Raw genomic sequence first — 14,742 nt, forward strand, 5'->3', positions numbered from 1 at the left:
ACGTTCGTGGGATACCGCGTGGTCCTGCGGCACGGTTACGTCTGGCCCAGCAGCTCCTCGGCCGTACAGGTGACCCTTTCGCGATCGGCGGCCACCAGCCCGATTCGGGTGCGCCGGTCGACGATGTCGTCGACGGTCAGCGCACCCTCGTGGGTGATGGCGTACTCGAATTCCGCGCGCGTGACGTCGATGCCGTCGGCCACCGCGTCGGCGGGACGCTCGCAGGTGGCCTGGGCGAGGACGTTCGCCGCCTCGGCGCCGTACCGAAGCACCAGCGACTCGGGCAGCCCGGCCATCGGCGCGGTCGTCGACCCCGGGTTGCTCGGCGCGCCCACCAACGGCAGGTTTCGTGTCTGGCACGCGCCGGCGTCGAGACTGCGCAATTCGATTGCGCGGTCCAGGACATCCTCGGCCATGTGCCGGTATTCGGTGAGCTTGCCGCCGATCACGCTGATCAACCCGGACGCCGACTCGACAACGGCGTGGTCGCGCGAGATGTCGGCGGTGTGGCCGGCGCCGGTGTCGATCAGCGGCCGCAGCCCCGCATACGAGCCGATGATGTCGTCATGGTCCAACGTGATGCCCAGCGCGGTGTTCACCACGTCCAGTAGAAAGGCGATCTCCCCCGATGTCGGTTGTGGCACATCGGGAATCGGCCCGGGTGATTCTTCGTCGGTCAGGCCCAAGTAGATCCGTCCGAGCTGTTCGGGCATGGCGAAGACGAACCGGTTGAGCTCGCCGGGGATCGGAATGGTCAGCGCCGCTATGGGATTCCTGAAAGTCTCGGCGTCGAAGACGAGATGGGTGCCGCGGCTGGGGCGCAGCTTCAGCGACGAGTCGATCTCCCCCGCCCACACCCCGGTGGCATTGATCACCGCGCGCGCGGATATGTCGAACGATTCGCCGGTGCGCTGATCGGTCAGCGTAACCGAGGTGCCGGTAGCCTGCGATGCGGCGGTGTAGGTCAAAATCCGGGCACCGCGCTGCGCCGCGGTCCGCGCGATAGCGGCGACCAGGCGGGCGTCGTCGATCAGCTGTCCGTCGTAAGCCAGCAGACCGCCGTCGAGACCCTCACGCCGAACGACCGGGGCCAGGTCGATCGCGCGTTGCGCCGAAATACGTTGCGAGCCCGGCAAAACGGACCCGGGCGTGCCCGCGGTCCTGCGCAACACGTCGCCGGCCAGGAACCCGGCGCGCACCAATGCCCGGTTCGCCCGGCTCATCGACGGAAGCAGCGGAACCAGCTGCGGCATCGCTCGGGCCAGGTGAGGGGCGTTGCGGGTCATCAGGATTCCGCGCTCGACGGCGCTGCGCCGGGCGATTCCCACATTGCCGGTCGCCAGATAACGCAGCCCGCCGTGCACCAGCTTGGAGCTCCATCGACTGGTCCCGAAGGCAAGGTCGTGTTTTTCCACCAGCGCCACCCGCAGGTGCCGCGATGCCGCGTCCAATGCGATGCCCACACCGGTGATGCCGCCGCCGATCACGACGACGTCGATGGGAGCGCCATCCGCCAGGGCGGTGAGGTCGGCGCTGCGACGGGCGGCATTGAGGGCGGTCGACGTCACGACAGGTATCCGTTCAGCGAGTAGGCGAGTTCGGCGGCCAGCGCATCGGCGTCGAGAATCGGCCGGACGATCTGGGCGGACTGAATCGTCGACTGGGTGATCAGCAGCACCATCGCGGCCAATTGCCGAGGATCACCGGCGCGCACGCTGCCGGCGCGCTGGGCGACCGACAGCTCCTCGGCCAGCGCGTCGATCAGCATCTGCTGACTGCTGCCCAACCGCCGTGCGATGTAGACCAGCGCCAGCTCCGAGCCCAGCACCGCCATCACCAGGTCGTCACCCCGGAGCCGCTCGGCCACCGCGACCACCCGCTCGACCAGGGCCGCACGATCGCGTCCGCGCACCGGCACTTCGGCCACGGCCTCGGTGATGTGGCTGGTCAGCAGCGCGGCTAGCACTGAACGGATGTCCGGCCAGCGGCGATACACCGTCGGGCGGCTCACGCCCGCCCGCCGCGCGATCTCGGCCAGCGTCACACGATCGACGCCGAAATCGACCACGCAGCTTGCGGCGGCCGCCAGAATGCGATCCTGCACCGGTGCGTTACTGATTGACAGCATGTGTAATACTGTAACGCATGTCTGCCGACTTGCTCCCCCCGATGAAGTGGAATGCCTGGGGCGACCCCGATCACGCCAAGCCGCTCTCCGACGGCATCCGCTCACTGTTGACCCAGGCTCTGGGCGTCACGGCCTCAGCCGAACCCGAACTCGACGCCGACCAGGTGCGGCTGCGGCCGTCCGAGTTGGCGACGGACCACCGCGAGGCGCTGGCCGCGATCGTCGGGCCGGATCATGTCCGCGTCGAAGACAGAGATCGCCTGTTGCGCGCCGGCGGCAAGTCCACACTGGACCTGTTGCGCCGCAGGGACTCCGGCCCGCAAGACGCTCCCGATGCGGTGCTGCTGCCCGGCTCCGACGACGAGGTGGCCGGGATCCTGCGGTATTGCTCGCAGCACGGTATCGCCGTCGTCCCGTTCGGCGGCGGCACCAGTGTGGTCGGCGGGCTCGATCCGATCCGCGGCGACTTCGCCGCGGCCGTGTCGCTGGATCTACGACGCTTCGACCAACTGTCGGACTTCGACGAGGTGTCCGGCGAGGCGGAGTTCGGTGCCGGTGTCACCGGACCGCGCGCCGAAGAACTCCTTGGTGCGCAAGGGTTTTCGCTGGGCCACTTTCCACAGAGTTTCGAGTTCGCCACCCTCGGGGGCTTCGCCGCGACCCGCTCGTCGGGGCAGGACTCTTCGGGTTACGGGCGGTTCGACGACATGATCCGCGGGCTGCGGGTGATCACGCCCGCCGGGGTGCTGGATCTCGGCCGGGCACCGCAGTCGGCGGCCGGCCCGGATCTACGGCAACTGGTCATCGGCTCGGAGGGCGTGTTCGGCATCATCACCCGGGTGCGGGTGGCGGTCCACCCCGCACCGCAGGCGACCCGCTATGAAGCGTGGTCATTCCCCGACTTCTCCACCGGCGCTGCGGCGTTGCGCACGGTCACCCAGACCGGTGCCGGGCCGACCGTGATCCGGCTTTCCGACGAGGCCGAAACCGGGGTCAACCTGGCCACCACCGAATCCATCGGCGACACCCAGACCACGGGCGGCTGCCTGGCGATCACGGTGTTCGAAGGCACGCAGGCACACGCGGAGAGCAGGCACGCCGAGACCAGGGCGCTGATGACCGCGCAGGGCGGTACATCGCTGGGCGAAGACCCCGCCCGAGCATGGGAGCGCGGACGATTCGGGGCGCCGTACCTGCGCGACGCGCTGCTGGCCAACGGCGCGCTCTGCGAGACCCTCGAGACGGCCACCGACTGGTCGAACATCCCCGCGCTGAAAGCCGCCGTCACCGAGGCGCTGACGACGGCACTGGCCGAATCCGGGACGCCGGCGTTGGTGCTGTGCCACATTTCGCACGTGTATGCCACCGGCGCCTGCCTGTACTTCACCGTCGTCGCGGGGCAGCGCGGCAACCCGATCGAGCAGTGGCGCGCCGCCAAAACCGCCGCGAGCGACGCGATCGTCGCTGCCGGCGCGACGATCACCCACCACCACGCCGTGGGCGCCGATCATCGTCCCTGGATGAGCGACGAGGTCGGCGACCTGGGTGTCCAGGTGTTGCGCGCGGTCAAGGCGACACTGGATCCGGCGGGAATTCTCAACCCGGGCAAGCTGATCCCGTGACGCGTCGCGACGATAAGCGGGGCAGTGCGATCCGTAAGGGCCAGGAGGAGCGGCGCCAGATTGGCCGAGTGACCGTCTTGACCAATCCGGCGTCAGGACACGGCAACGCCCCGCACGCCGCCGGAAAGGCAATCACTCGACTGCAACAGCGCGGCGTCGACGTGGTGGCCATTGTCGGCAGCGACGCCGACCATGCGCGACGCCTGCTGTACACAGCGGTCGACAACGGGACCGACGCGCTGGTGGTCGTCGGCGGCGACGGCGTGATCGCCGACGCCCTGCAAGCGCTGGCGGGCACCGACATTCCGCTGGGTATCGTCCCCGCTGGCACCGGCAACGACCATGCGCGCGAATTCGGTTTGCCGACAAAAGATCCGGTGGCCGCCGCCGACATCATCGCCGACGGCTGTACCGAGACAATCGATCTGGGACGCATTCGGGACCGCGGCGGCACCACCAAGTGGTTCGGCACGGTGGCGGCGGCGGGATTCGATTCGCTGGTCACCGACCGGGCCAACCGGATGAAGTGGCCGCGTGGCCGGATGCGCTACAACCTCGCGATGCTCGCCGAACTGTCCCAGTTGCGGCTGCTGCCCTTCCGACTCGTGCTCGACGGCCGCGACGAGATCGTCACCGACCTCACGCTCGCGGCCTTCGGCAACACCCGCAGCTACGGCGGCGGAATGCTGGTGTGCCCCAACGCCGATCCGACCGACGGCCTGCTCGACATCACCATGGTGAATTCGGCGTCGCGGACCCGGCTTATCCGCCTTTTCCCGACGGTCTACAAAGGCACTCACATCAGTCTCGACGAGGTCACGACGGCCCGGGTGACAACCGTCGACGTCGAATCACCGGGCATCAACGCGTACGCCGACGGCGATTTCGCCTGCACGCTGCCCGCTCAGATCTCCGCGGTGCCGGGCGCGCTGCACGTTCTGCGGGCGCCGGCTTCGCCGCGAGCAGATGCAGACTCGCACGAATAGGGCGGCAGTTTCGGTGCGATTCTGCGCCTGCTCGCCGGATGAGGCCTAGCCGACCCCGCGGTTGAGCCAGGAGACTTCCGCGCCGTCGCCACCGTCACGGTAGGCCTCGAGCGCTTCGTCCCAGGCGGTGCCGAGCGCCGAATCCAACTCGGCGGCCAGCGCGTCGGCGCCGGCGGCCATCATCGTGCGCAACCGCATCTCGCCAATCATCACGTCGCCGTTGGCGCTCATCGCCCCGTTCCACAGGCCCAGCTGGGGCGTGTGGCAGAACCGGTGCCCGTCGACGCCCGCACTGGGGTCCTCGGTGACCTCGAAGCGCAGCACCGACCAGGACCGCAGCGCGTTGGCCAACCGGGCGCCGGTGCCCACCGGCCCGACCCAGTTGGTAACGGCACGCAGTTGTCCCGGCATGGCCGGTTGCGGCGTCCACTTGAGGTTGGCTTTGGAGGACAGCGTCGACGACAACGCCCACTCGACATGCGGACATACCGCAGCGGGTGAGGCGTGGAGGTACACCACACCTGTCGTCACGTCAGCGAACTGATTCGACGCACGCATCTTGTTGCTCCTTCGGCTCCACGAGGGACGTCTTCCCCGACGACCTGTAGAGATCCGACAAGCACGCGATGTGTAACGATTGATGTGCCTTGCGTGTCTATTGTGCCCCGTGAGGCCTATGTTGCGCTAGTCCGAGTTGTAGGTGCTCAGCACATTGTCAGAAATTGCTGGCCACAGCGGCACGGCCCAGTCGCCGAAATCGCGGTCAGTGAGCACCACCAGGGCCAGCCTCGCGACCGGGTCTGCCCAGATCAGCGTGCCTGTTTGGCCGAAATGACCGTAGCTGACCGGCGAGTTGTGCGCGCCGGTCCAGTGCGGTGTTTTCGAGTCCCGGATCTCGAATCCCAGGCCCCAATCGTTGGGCCGCTGGACTCCGTAGCCAGGTAGAACACCGTCGAGGCCGGGAAACTGAACGCTGGTCGCTTCAGCGTGCAGCTCCGGTGACACCGTCGCGGGTGACAGCAGATCGATCGCGAACGCCGCGAGATCAGCCACCGTTGACGTCGCCCCGTAGCCGGCGGTCTGCGCTCCGCCGTCGAGGCGGGTGGCGGTCATCCCGAGCGGCTCCAGCACCGCCTCGGCGAGGTAGCGGGCGAACTCGATGCCGGACGCTTCCTGAATGGTTTCGGCCAGCACCGCGAAGCCGTAGTTCGAATACATCCGGCGGGTGCCCGGCCGGGCCAGGATCTGCCCGTCGAGCATCGCCAGCCCGGACGTATGGGCTAGGAGGTGGCGCACGGTCGATCCGGGCGGGCCGGCTGCGGTGTCCAACTCCACCGCGCCTTCCTCGATGGCGACCTGCACGGCCCGCGCCACCAGAGGCTTGGTCACCGACGCCAGCGCGAACGGCCGTTCAGTGTCGCCATGCGTGGCCAGCACGCTCGTTGGCCCGACCACCGCAGCGGCCACATTCGGCACCGGCCAGTCGTCAACTGCGTCGAGTACGGCCATGGCGCAGCAGCCTACTGACCAAGCGCTAGGTTGAAGCCCATGAGCCAGACAGTGCGCGGGGTGATCTCGCGGAAAAAAGGCGAACCCGTCGAAGTGGTCGACGTCGTCATTCCCGACCCAGGTGCCGGCGAGGTCGTCGTCGACATCACTGCGTGCGGTGTCTGCCACACCGACCTGACCTACCGCGACGGCGGCATCAACGACGAGTTCCCCTTCCTGCTCGGCCACGAGGCCGCCGGCACCGTGGAAGCCGTTGGTGACGGCGTAACCCTGGTCGAGCCAGGCGATTTCGTCGTACTGAACTGGCGCGCGGTCTGCGGTCAGTGCCGCGCCTGCAAGCGCGGACGTCCGCATCTGTGCTTCGACACCTCCAACGCCGAGCAGAAGATGACGCTTACCGACGGCACCGAACTCACCCCGGCACTGGGCATCGGCGCGTTCGCGGACAAGACACTGGTGGCCGCCGGCCAGGCCACCTTGGTCAACCCCGAAGCGGACCCGGCGGTCGCCGGTCTGCTGGGCTGCGGTGTGATGGCCGGTCTCGGCGCCGCGATCAACACCGGCGCGGTCACCCGCGACGACACCGTCGCGGTCATCGGCTGCGGCGGCGTCGGCGACGCAGCGATCGCCGGCGCTGCGCTCGTAGGCGCGAGGCGGATCATCGCGATCGACACCGACAACACCAAGTTGGAATGGGCCCGGAAGTTCGGCGCCACCCACACCGTCAACGCCGGTGAACTCGATGTCGTCATGGCCGTTCAGGACCTCACCGACGGCTTCGGCGCGAACGTGGTCATCGACGCCGTGGGCCGCCCGGAAACCTGGAAGCAGGCCTTCTACGCCCGCGATCTCGCCGGAACCGTTGTGCTCGTAGGCGTTCCGACCCCGGACATGCAACTCGACATGCCGCTGGTCGACTTCTTCTCCCACGGCGGCTCGCTGAAGTCGTCCTGGTACGGCGACTGCCTGCCCGAACGCGACTTCCCCACCCTGATCGACCTCTACCTGCAGGGCCGCCTTCCCCTGGAGAAGTTCGTTTCCGAACGCATCGGCCTGGACGATATCGAAGAGGCGTTCCACAAGATGCACGACGGCACGGTGCTGCGTTCGGTGGTGATCTTGTAGATGCCGAACATCGAGCGCATCGTCACTTCCGGCACCTTCGAACTCGACGGTGGCAGTTGGGATGTCGACAACAACATCTGGCTGGTCGGCGATGAATCCGACGTGGTGGTCTTCGACGCCGCACACAGCGCGGAGCCGATCGTCGCCGCTGTCCGCGGCCGCAATGTGGTAGCGGTGATCTGCACGCACGGCCACAACGATCACGTGACCGTTGCGCCTGAACTCGGCGAGACGCTCGACGCGCCGGTCCTGCTGCATCCCGCCGACGACATGCTGTGGCGGATGACGCACCCGGACAAGAGCTTTCGCACGGTCTCTGACGACGAGACAATCGGCGTCGCCGGTCTCGAATTGCACGCGCTGCATACGCCCGGCCACTCGCCGGGCTCGGTGTGCTGGTACGCCCCAGAGCTGGGTGCCGTGTTCAGCGGCGACACCCTGTTCTCCGGCGGGCCCGGCGCGACCGGGCGATCGTTCTCCGATTTCCCGACGATCCTGGAATCGATTTCCGGCCGGCTCGGCGGCCTTCCCGGCGATACCGTCGTCTACACCGGCCACGGCGACACCACCAGCATCGGCGACGAGATCGTGCATTACGACGAGTGGGTAGCCAGAGGGCACTAGAGGGCCCGCTAGCCGCCGTCGAGCACCCTGCGTTTTTCGTCCTGGAATTCCTTCTCGGTCAGGGCCCCGGAATCCCGCAGTGCGGCAAGCGTTTTGAGCTGCTCAATCTTGACTCCCTGATCGGTCGGCACGTCTATCGGCCCCTCGGCGTGTGTCGCCGGCGGCGCCATTGGCCACGGCGTCGACTCTGTGCGTTTGGCGCGGGACAGCCGCACCGACGCGATGACCGTGCCGACCAGACCGATGACGAACACGCCGGCGCAGATGCCGAGCCACGCATTGTTCGAGCTGTCGTGACCGAAAGCCAAGTGAGGACTGATGAATCCGCTGGTCTCCCCGCTGGTAGTGATGATGTAGTTACCTTCAGCGACAATGTCGGCCACCCAGACCCGGCGGTGGATGTCGTTGTTGACCGACGTCGAGCCGCCGATATTTTCGGTGACCTTCGGTTCGGCGACACCCGCGGGCGGGTCGATGTCCAGCACCAGGTGTGGCACCGGCAGTCCGCCGCCGGAGGAATTGCCGACCGTCACGGTGTGGAAGCTGACGGTGATCTGGCCGGCGGGCAAATGCAGCTTGCCCGTCCCCGGGACCGGAACCTCGCCGTAAGCGTCGTATTTGTCGAATACGAATGCGCCGAGAAAAAGAGTCGCGATGAAGCCGACCGCGGATCCGACGACGAGCACGATCGCAGTGGTCAACATGACCTTCGTGACTCGGCTGCGGCTCACCCAAAAAGTGTCGCAGACACCCGCGCAGTTTGGACCTCGCGTCATCGGGTAGGCACCGCAAAGCGCCAAAGAGGCCGCTACAAGGACGGAGAGTCATGAGCGCGGACGAAAAGACCGAAACCGAGACCAAGAACGACGAGAACGACGAGAACGACAACCAGGACAGCAAGACCGAGACGCATGAGCTGAGCGACGAAGGCAAAGAGCAGGTCAAGCAGATGCGGCAGACCTACGAGGACGACCGGCCGACGGCGGTGCTGCCGGGTACCGACGGGACGATCACCGGGGTTGCGGTCAACGAGTGGATTGACGACGACGGCAACCCGAAGTTCGGCCAGGACGAGCAGAAGAAGAAAGACGAAGAGCAGGACAAGCCGCAGGACGAGGACGAGCACAAGCACGAGGACGAGCACAAGCACGAGGACGAGCACAAGCACGAGGACGAGCACGAGGACGAGCACAAGGACGAAGCCGCGAGCTAGCGACCTTCCTGCCCCGGGTTGGGTAACGGCCGATCGCCGGGTCCCCGAGGGAATCGCGGTCGCGGCGGCTCGGTGGTCGTCGGCGACGTCGTGGTCGTCGGAGCTTCCGTCGTCGTAGTTGTCGTCGTCGTGGTCGGCGACTCGCTGGTCGTCGACACCGTCGTGCTGGGGTCGGGCGCGGAGGACGAGGGCGGGTTGGTGTTCGATTCCTGGCTCGCACTGGTCTCTGATGACGGCGCCTGCGTGGTGCCGCCGCTGGGCGATGGAGTGTTTGGCGCGCTTCCGGACGTATGCCGCATCGTAATCAGCACACCGGCGCCGATAGCCAGCACCGCAAGCGCGGTCCCGACCGCCACCACCAGTGGACGGCGATACCAGGAATCGGTAACCGCGCCGGACACACTGGGTTTGGCCGCGGCAGCTACCTGTGCGCGCGGGCTTGAGGAGGTCAGCCCGCTGCGCGGCACCGCGTCGTACTCCCCGTCGTATTCGCCGGGCTGGATCGGCATGATGCCGGAATCGTCACCGGCCTCCGACCAGGCCAGTGCCGGCGCGGCCGCCGGTTCCACCGGAATCTCGGCGATGCTCGTCGCGTCGCTGACCGAGCCCAGCGCAGTCGGCGCCAGCGCGGTAGTACCGGCGCTCGGCCCACGCGCGGCACGTAGCGCCGCGCCCACTGCGGCCGTCAGGTGTGGCCGCGGCGCTGAGATGACGAGCGCACCCGACTGCTCCGACAGGGCCCGGGTCACGAACGGGATGCTGGCGCCGCCTCCCACCGACGCGACCGCAGCGAGATCGTCCAGGCGAATTCCGTTGCGCTGCAGCACGTCGTGGAAAAAGCCGATAAAGCCGTCCAACGGCTGGCGGATCGCGTCCTCGAGGTCGGTACGGGTCAGCCCGACCTCACCGCGGTAGCCGGGCACATCGGCAGTCAGCGCTGTCGTATTCGCCGACGACAGTTGCTCTTTCGCGTAGCGGCACGCGGTCCGCAGCTGCTTCAGCGAACCGATCGCCGAGGTGGCCGAGGTGTCGAACGAGCCCCCGGTCGACAGGTCATTGATCACGTGCGTCAGCAGCGCCTGGTCCAGTCGGTCGCCGGAGAACTCCGTGTGCCGAATCGAGGGGGTGATGGCCTGATAGCCGTTGGCCGCGTCCACCAGGCTGAGCGTGGTTCCCGAGCCACCGAAGTCGCACACCGCGACGATTCCGCTGGTGGGCACACCGGGGTTGGCGTCCAGTGCGACCAACGCGGCTTCCGAGTCCGGCAGCAGAACCAGTCGTCCGCGTGACCATTCCGACACGCGACTCATCGCCACCCGCATCGAGCTGACCGCCGCCGGGTCCCAGTGTGCGGGATGGGTGACTGCGACCGATTCCGGGAGCGCGCGTCCGTCGGTCGCGGTGTAAGCCAGGGCCCGCAGGGCATCGGCGATCAGGGTTTCGCTGCGGTGCGTAGTGTTGTCGGCAGCCGCGATTCCGGCCGGATCACCGACCCGGTCGACGAAGTCGGTGATCACCAACCCGGGCTCGTTGAGCTTGGGGTTCTCCGACGGCACGCCGACCTCGGGTGGGCGTTGCCGGTACAGCGTCAGCACCGGCTTGCGGGTCACGGCCCGCTCGGCTGTGACCGCGGCCAGGTTGGTCGAACCCACCGAAAGGCCTAACGCCGATCGTTCTCCGTCAGCCATGTCGTCTCATTGTGCGCATTGACACCAATTTATCGGCTGTCCCGGTTCGGTCTGTTAGCTACCGTCGTTTAACGAATCGTGCCGACCCCCGCGATCAGCGGAAGGTCCAGCGCGGTGACCCAGCCCGGCGGGAGATCGTTGACGGCGGGAACCGCGTTCAGTGCCCGTAATCCGGTGGCCAGACAGCCGGCCGCGGCCGCGTCTCGACCGGATCCGTCGGTGAACCGGAACGCGGTCTCCTGCGAGATGCTAGGCGTGCCTTCGATATCTACGCGGTAGACGTCGTCCTTGGTGCCGGCCGGCCAGTCCGGCGCCGCGTCCAGCCCGATGCGGTTGACATGTTCGAGCTGAATCCGGGTCTGGCCCTGGTAGATCCCGTTGATGGTGAAGCGGACCGCGGCGACGTGGCCGGCGGGGATGACTCCCTTGGCAGTCTTGCGTTCGTCGGGGGTCACCCACTTGTCCCACGTCGTCGTGATTTCGTCGAGCATGATGCCGGCGGCGTGCGCGATCATCGGGACCGTCCCGCCCCACGCGAAGATCAGGACGTCACGGTTCTCCAGCATCGGCCGGAATTCCGGCTCCCGCCCGATGCCCATCTCGACTTCGTAGTCGCCTTCGTAGTTGGTGTAGTCCAATAGCTCCGAGGCGCGAACCGTGCGAACCTCCGAACACAGTCCCATCAGCGTCATCGGGAACAGGTCGTTGGCGAAGCCCGGGTCGATGCCGGTGGTGAAGCACGACGACTCACCCAGTTCGCACGCCTCGGTGATCGGTTGGATCCACTGCGGCGGGTTGAGATGCATCGTCGGCCACACCCACGGCGTCATCGCCGTTGAGCACACGTCGATGCCCGCGCGCAGGAAGCGCGTCATCAAAGCGATGTTGGCGTCGGCGTGCGCGGCGGTCGGTCCGTAGTGCACCAGCGCGTCGGGTTCCAGCGCAATCAGCGCATCGACGTCGTCGGTGGCGGTCACGCCGGTCCGTCCGGAGAGGCCGCAGATCTCGCCGACGTCCTGGCCGACTTTCTTCGGGTTGCTGACGCCGACGCCGACGAGTTCGAACTCGGGATGTTTGACGATCTCGGCGATCACCATCTTGCCGACGAAGCCTGTACCCCACACCACTACGCGTTTGGAACTACCCTGCGCCATGCGCCACCTTCTTCGTCGACGAACCCCGGTTCACCCTAGGCGCGGCTGCGGTCGGCCTTTGCCCGAAATCGGAAAGTCATCCGCTCGAGCAGTCGATCCCGCAGTGTCCGGGTGTGCACCAGCACCGCGGAAATGTGTGCGGCGATCACGGCCATGAGCGTGTAGGCGACCACCGAATGGGCTTGCCGCAGAACCCAATACACTTGCACATCGAACGGTGCGATCGGCGGCAGCCGTAGCGAGTCGAAGACGACCACCGGTCCCGCGGCCGCTGAGACCATCGCCCAACCGGCCAAAGGCTGCAGCACCAGCAGCGTCCCGCTGGTCCGGTCGGTTCGGTCATCGCCGGGTTCGTCTCTCGTGACGATCATTGTTGACATCGGTTCAACCGCGGCACATCGGAACTCGGTATTTGGAGAAAGACCCCGAAAACCTGCCCACGGGGCTGACGCGGGTGAAACGATCCGTCAGAGACACCATCCCCCGGGAGAAGATCATGACCAGCAGAGCGATCCTTGTTGCGGCCCTGACCGCGTTCGCCGCCACGGTGGGCCCGGGCGGAACGGCGTACGCGGGCAGCGACACCCAGGTGAGTTACGACGTGAGTGGCAGCGCACCCGTCGCCGACTACGTCTCCTACCAACTCGCGGGCGGCCAAACGCAGCAGGCAAACGTGCCGCTGCCGTGGAAGACGCAGTTCACCGTGAACGGCAGCCGGGTCTTGGTGATCAGCGCTGAGGGACCCGGCTCGATCACCTGCACGATCCGAGTCGACGGCAAGGTGGTCAATCAGGCGACCGCACACGGGGCGCCCGCCCGCACCGTCTGCTCGACCTGAGCGCAACGCCGAGGCCGTCAGATCGGCTTGCGACGTTTCGGCGGCGGGTAGACGAGGCGTCCGATGCTCGCCGACAGCCAACCGATGGCCCACCCGCCGAAGAACACCGCAAAGGTGTGCCGGGTGCCGTCGCCGGCGTGGGTGTACATCGCCGCGAGGATGACCGCCCACACCAACGCGCATGCGATGCTGTATCCGACGTAGGTGCCAGAGTACTTGCGTACCAAGCGAAGTCGCTGAATCAAGCCGGAGCGGACCAGGTGCATCCGGGCATGCCGCGGCAGTTCGTCATCACCGTGGGTATCGTCGAGCATTGCGATCAACTCCTCGCCGTAGCGGCGACGCCACGCCGCGGGGTACCAGCGCAGGACGCGGCGGGCATCGCTTGGATTCATGGCGCTAAACCAAGTACGTTCGACGTATTACGCCAACCGTAGTATTCCGATCGGCAGCGACCGGTTTAAGCTCCAACCACAGCCAGCTCAGCGACGAGGACGGCCGACATGGGCATTGCGACGCGGATGAACGGCGAGGCGCCGCCCGACATTGCGCGTGCTGAAATCCACCTCGACGAATGGAAATTCTGGGCACTCGACGACGACCAGCGCGACGGTGCCTTCACCACACTTCGGCGCGAAGCGCCCGTCTCGTTCTGGCCCGAGCCCGTTCAAGAAGGCTTCCAACAGGGCGACGGGCATTGGGCGCTGACCCGGCTCGACGACGTGTTCTTCGCCAGCCGCCACCCCGAGATTTTCAGCTCCAGCCCCAACATCACCATCAACGACCAGATGCCGGAAGTATCCGAGTATTTCGGCTCGATGATCGTGCTCGATGACCCGCGGCATCAGCGGCTGCGATCAATCGTCAGCAGAGCATTCACCCCAAAAGTGGTGGCGCGCATCGAGACATCGGTCCGCGAGCGGGCGCGTCGCCTGGTCGCCGATCTGGTCACCAGCCATCCCGACGGCAACGGGGAAGCCGTCACCGAGTTGGCCGGGCCGCTGCCGCTGCAGGTCATCTGCGACATGATGGGCATCCCCGACGAAGACCATCAGAAGATCTTCCACTGGACCAACGTGATCCTCGGCTTCGGCGACCCCGATCTGACGACCGACTTCGACGAATTCCTGCGTGTCTCGATGGACATCGGCGCGTACGCCACCGCGCTTGCCGAGGATCGCCGGGTCAATCACCACGACGATCTGACCACCAGCCTGGTAGAGGCCGAGGTCGACGGCGAGCAACTCACCTCCGCCGAGGTGGCGTCGTTCTTCATCCTGCTGGCGGTGGCCGGAAACGAGACCACCCGCAACGCGATCAGCCACGGACTGGTCGCATTGACCCGCTTTCCCGAACAGCGGCAGACCTGGTGGTCCGACTTCGACGCGTTGTCCCATTCGGCCGTCGAGGAGATCGTGCGATGGGCCTCGCCGGTTGTCTACATGCGGCGCACGCTCACTCGCGACTTCGAGATGCACGGCACCGCGATGGCCGCCGGCGACAAGGCCACTTTGTGGTACTGCTCGGCCAACCGCGACGAGTCGAAGTTCGCCGACCCGTGGAAGTTCGACGTGACTCGCGACCCGAATCCGCACGTCGGCTTCGGCGGCGGCGGCGCGCACTTCTGCCTGGGCGCCAACTTGGCCCGTCGCGAACTCAGGGTGATGTTCGAGGAGTTGCACCGCGCAATACCCGACGTCGCCGCTACCGCTGAGCCGTCGCGGTTGCTGTCGCCGTTCATCCACGGCATCAAGACGCTGCCGATTTCCTGGACTCCGCCGGGCTGATCCGGCCCACGGGAGGCCTGCGCGACCGAATCCGGTTGTCGCGCTGCCGATGACTCGGGCACATACCA

The 14,742-nt window shown here is 66.9% G+C and carries 16 protein-coding genes; 7 read left to right on the plus strand and 9 right to left on the minus strand.

From position 1 onward, the window contains the following. Positions 1-35: 35 nt before the first annotated feature. Both ACQY5A_RS02280 and ACQY5A_RS02285 read right to left on the minus strand, forming a co-directional pair. On the minus strand, positions 36-1,577 hold the full coding sequence (locus ACQY5A_RS02280) for a glycerol-3-phosphate dehydrogenase/oxidase (RefSeq protein WP_428338832.1): 1,542 nt from the start codon (positions 1,575-1,577) through the stop codon (positions 36-38). Further along, the gene (locus ACQY5A_RS02285) at positions 1,565-2,128 is read right to left on the minus strand and encodes a TetR/AcrR family transcriptional regulator (protein WP_428338752.1); all 564 of its coding nucleotides are present in this window, start codon (positions 2,126-2,128) and stop codon (positions 1,565-1,567) included. The genes ACQY5A_RS02280 and ACQY5A_RS02285 overlap by 13 nt, the downstream gene beginning before the upstream one ends. A 41-nt stretch (positions 2,129-2,169) precedes the next feature. Between ACQY5A_RS02285 and ACQY5A_RS02290 the strand changes: the two genes are divergently transcribed. Beyond that, entirely contained in the window at positions 2,170-3,750 is a 1,581-nt protein-coding gene (locus ACQY5A_RS02290; protein ID WP_428338833.1) for an FAD-binding oxidoreductase, read from the plus strand. A gap of 29 nt (positions 3,751-3,779) precedes the next feature. After that, positions 3,780-4,736, plus strand: coding sequence for a diacylglycerol kinase (locus ACQY5A_RS02295; protein ID WP_428338834.1), 957 nt, complete (start codon positions 3,780-3,782; stop codon positions 4,734-4,736). Between the two features lie 45 nt (positions 4,737-4,781). Here the strand turns inward: ACQY5A_RS02295 and ACQY5A_RS02300 are convergent, their stop codons facing one another. Together ACQY5A_RS02300 and ACQY5A_RS02305 are read right to left on the minus strand one after the other, a co-directional pair. Next, on the minus strand, positions 4,782-5,294 hold the full coding sequence (locus ACQY5A_RS02300) for a DUF3145 domain-containing protein (protein WP_428338753.1): 513 nt from the start codon (positions 5,292-5,294) through the stop codon (positions 4,782-4,784). A gap of 126 nt (positions 5,295-5,420) precedes the next feature. After that, positions 5,421-6,245 carry a serine hydrolase domain-containing protein gene (locus ACQY5A_RS02305; protein WP_428338754.1) on the minus strand — a complete coding sequence of 275 codons (825 nt, stop codon included), beginning with the start codon at positions 6,243-6,245 and terminating at the stop codon, positions 5,421-5,423. Positions 6,246-6,284: 39 nt separating this feature from the next. Here ACQY5A_RS02305 and ACQY5A_RS02310 point away from each other — a divergent pair, with 39 nt between their 5' ends. Both ACQY5A_RS02310 and ACQY5A_RS02315 read left to right on the plus strand, forming a co-directional pair. Further along, positions 6,285-7,370, plus strand: a complete 1,086-nt coding sequence (locus ACQY5A_RS02310) for an S-(hydroxymethyl)mycothiol dehydrogenase (RefSeq protein ID WP_428338755.1) — start codon at positions 6,285-6,287, stop codon at positions 7,368-7,370. Next, positions 7,371-7,994 carry an MBL fold metallo-hydrolase gene (locus ACQY5A_RS02315; RefSeq protein WP_428338756.1) on the plus strand — a complete coding sequence of 208 codons (624 nt, stop codon included), beginning with the start codon at positions 7,371-7,373 and terminating at the stop codon, positions 7,992-7,994. Between the two features lie 8 nt (positions 7,995-8,002). Here ACQY5A_RS02315 and ACQY5A_RS02320 read toward each other — a convergent pair whose 3' ends face one another. Further along, positions 8,003-8,725 (minus strand): SHOCT domain-containing protein, encoded by a 723-nt coding sequence (locus ACQY5A_RS02320; RefSeq protein ID WP_428338757.1) that lies wholly within the window; start codon positions 8,723-8,725, stop codon positions 8,003-8,005. Between the two features lie 95 nt (positions 8,726-8,820). Here ACQY5A_RS02320 and ACQY5A_RS02325 point away from each other — a divergent pair, with 95 nt between their 5' ends. After that, on the plus strand, positions 8,821-9,207 hold the full coding sequence (locus ACQY5A_RS02325; RefSeq protein ID WP_428338758.1) for a hypothetical protein: 387 nt from the start codon (positions 8,821-8,823) through the stop codon (positions 9,205-9,207). Here ACQY5A_RS02325 and ACQY5A_RS02330 read toward each other — a convergent pair. The 3 genes from ACQY5A_RS02330 to ACQY5A_RS02340 all read right to left on the minus strand — a co-directional run bounded on the left by ACQY5A_RS02330 (position 9,204) and on the right by ACQY5A_RS02340 (position 12,429). Next, positions 9,204-10,895, minus strand: a complete 1,692-nt coding sequence (locus tag ACQY5A_RS02330; RefSeq protein WP_428338759.1) for an Hsp70 family protein — start codon at positions 10,893-10,895, stop codon at positions 9,204-9,206. The two genes, ACQY5A_RS02325 and ACQY5A_RS02330, sit on opposite strands and share 4 nt — an antisense overlap. A 68-nt stretch (positions 10,896-10,963) precedes the next feature. Further along, the gene (locus ACQY5A_RS02335) at positions 10,964-12,049 is read right to left on the minus strand and encodes an NAD(P)H-dependent amine dehydrogenase family protein (RefSeq protein WP_428338760.1); all 1,086 of its coding nucleotides are present in this window, start codon (positions 12,047-12,049) and stop codon (positions 10,964-10,966) included. Between the two features lie 35 nt (positions 12,050-12,084). Then, positions 12,085-12,429, minus strand: a complete 345-nt coding sequence (locus tag ACQY5A_RS02340) for a cytochrome b (protein WP_428338761.1) — start codon at positions 12,427-12,429, stop codon at positions 12,085-12,087. A gap of 116 nt (positions 12,430-12,545) precedes the next feature. On the opposite strand from ACQY5A_RS02340, the gene ACQY5A_RS02345 reads away from it, so the two are divergent. Then, positions 12,546-12,887 (plus strand): MmpS family transport accessory protein, encoded by a 342-nt coding sequence (locus tag ACQY5A_RS02345; RefSeq protein ID WP_428338762.1) that lies wholly within the window; start codon positions 12,546-12,548, stop codon positions 12,885-12,887. 17 nt (positions 12,888-12,904) lie between these two features. On the opposite strand, the gene ACQY5A_RS02350 is transcribed toward ACQY5A_RS02345, so the two are convergent. Next, positions 12,905-13,282: a hypothetical protein gene (locus ACQY5A_RS02350; RefSeq protein ID WP_428338763.1), complete on the minus strand. Its 378-nt coding sequence runs from the start codon at positions 13,280-13,282 to the stop codon at positions 12,905-12,907. 108 nt (positions 13,283-13,390) lie between these two features. Between ACQY5A_RS02350 and ACQY5A_RS02355 the strand changes: the two genes are divergently transcribed. Next, a complete protein-coding gene (locus ACQY5A_RS02355) occupies positions 13,391-14,674 on the plus strand; it encodes a cytochrome P450 (protein WP_428338764.1) in 1,284 nt (427 codons plus the stop codon). Positions 14,675-14,742: the final 68 nt, after the last annotated feature.

The sequence above is a fragment of the Mycobacterium sp. genome, from assembly GCF_965277065.1.
In the GTDB taxonomy this organism is placed as follows: domain Bacteria; phylum Actinomycetota; class Actinomycetes; order Mycobacteriales; family Mycobacteriaceae; genus Mycobacterium.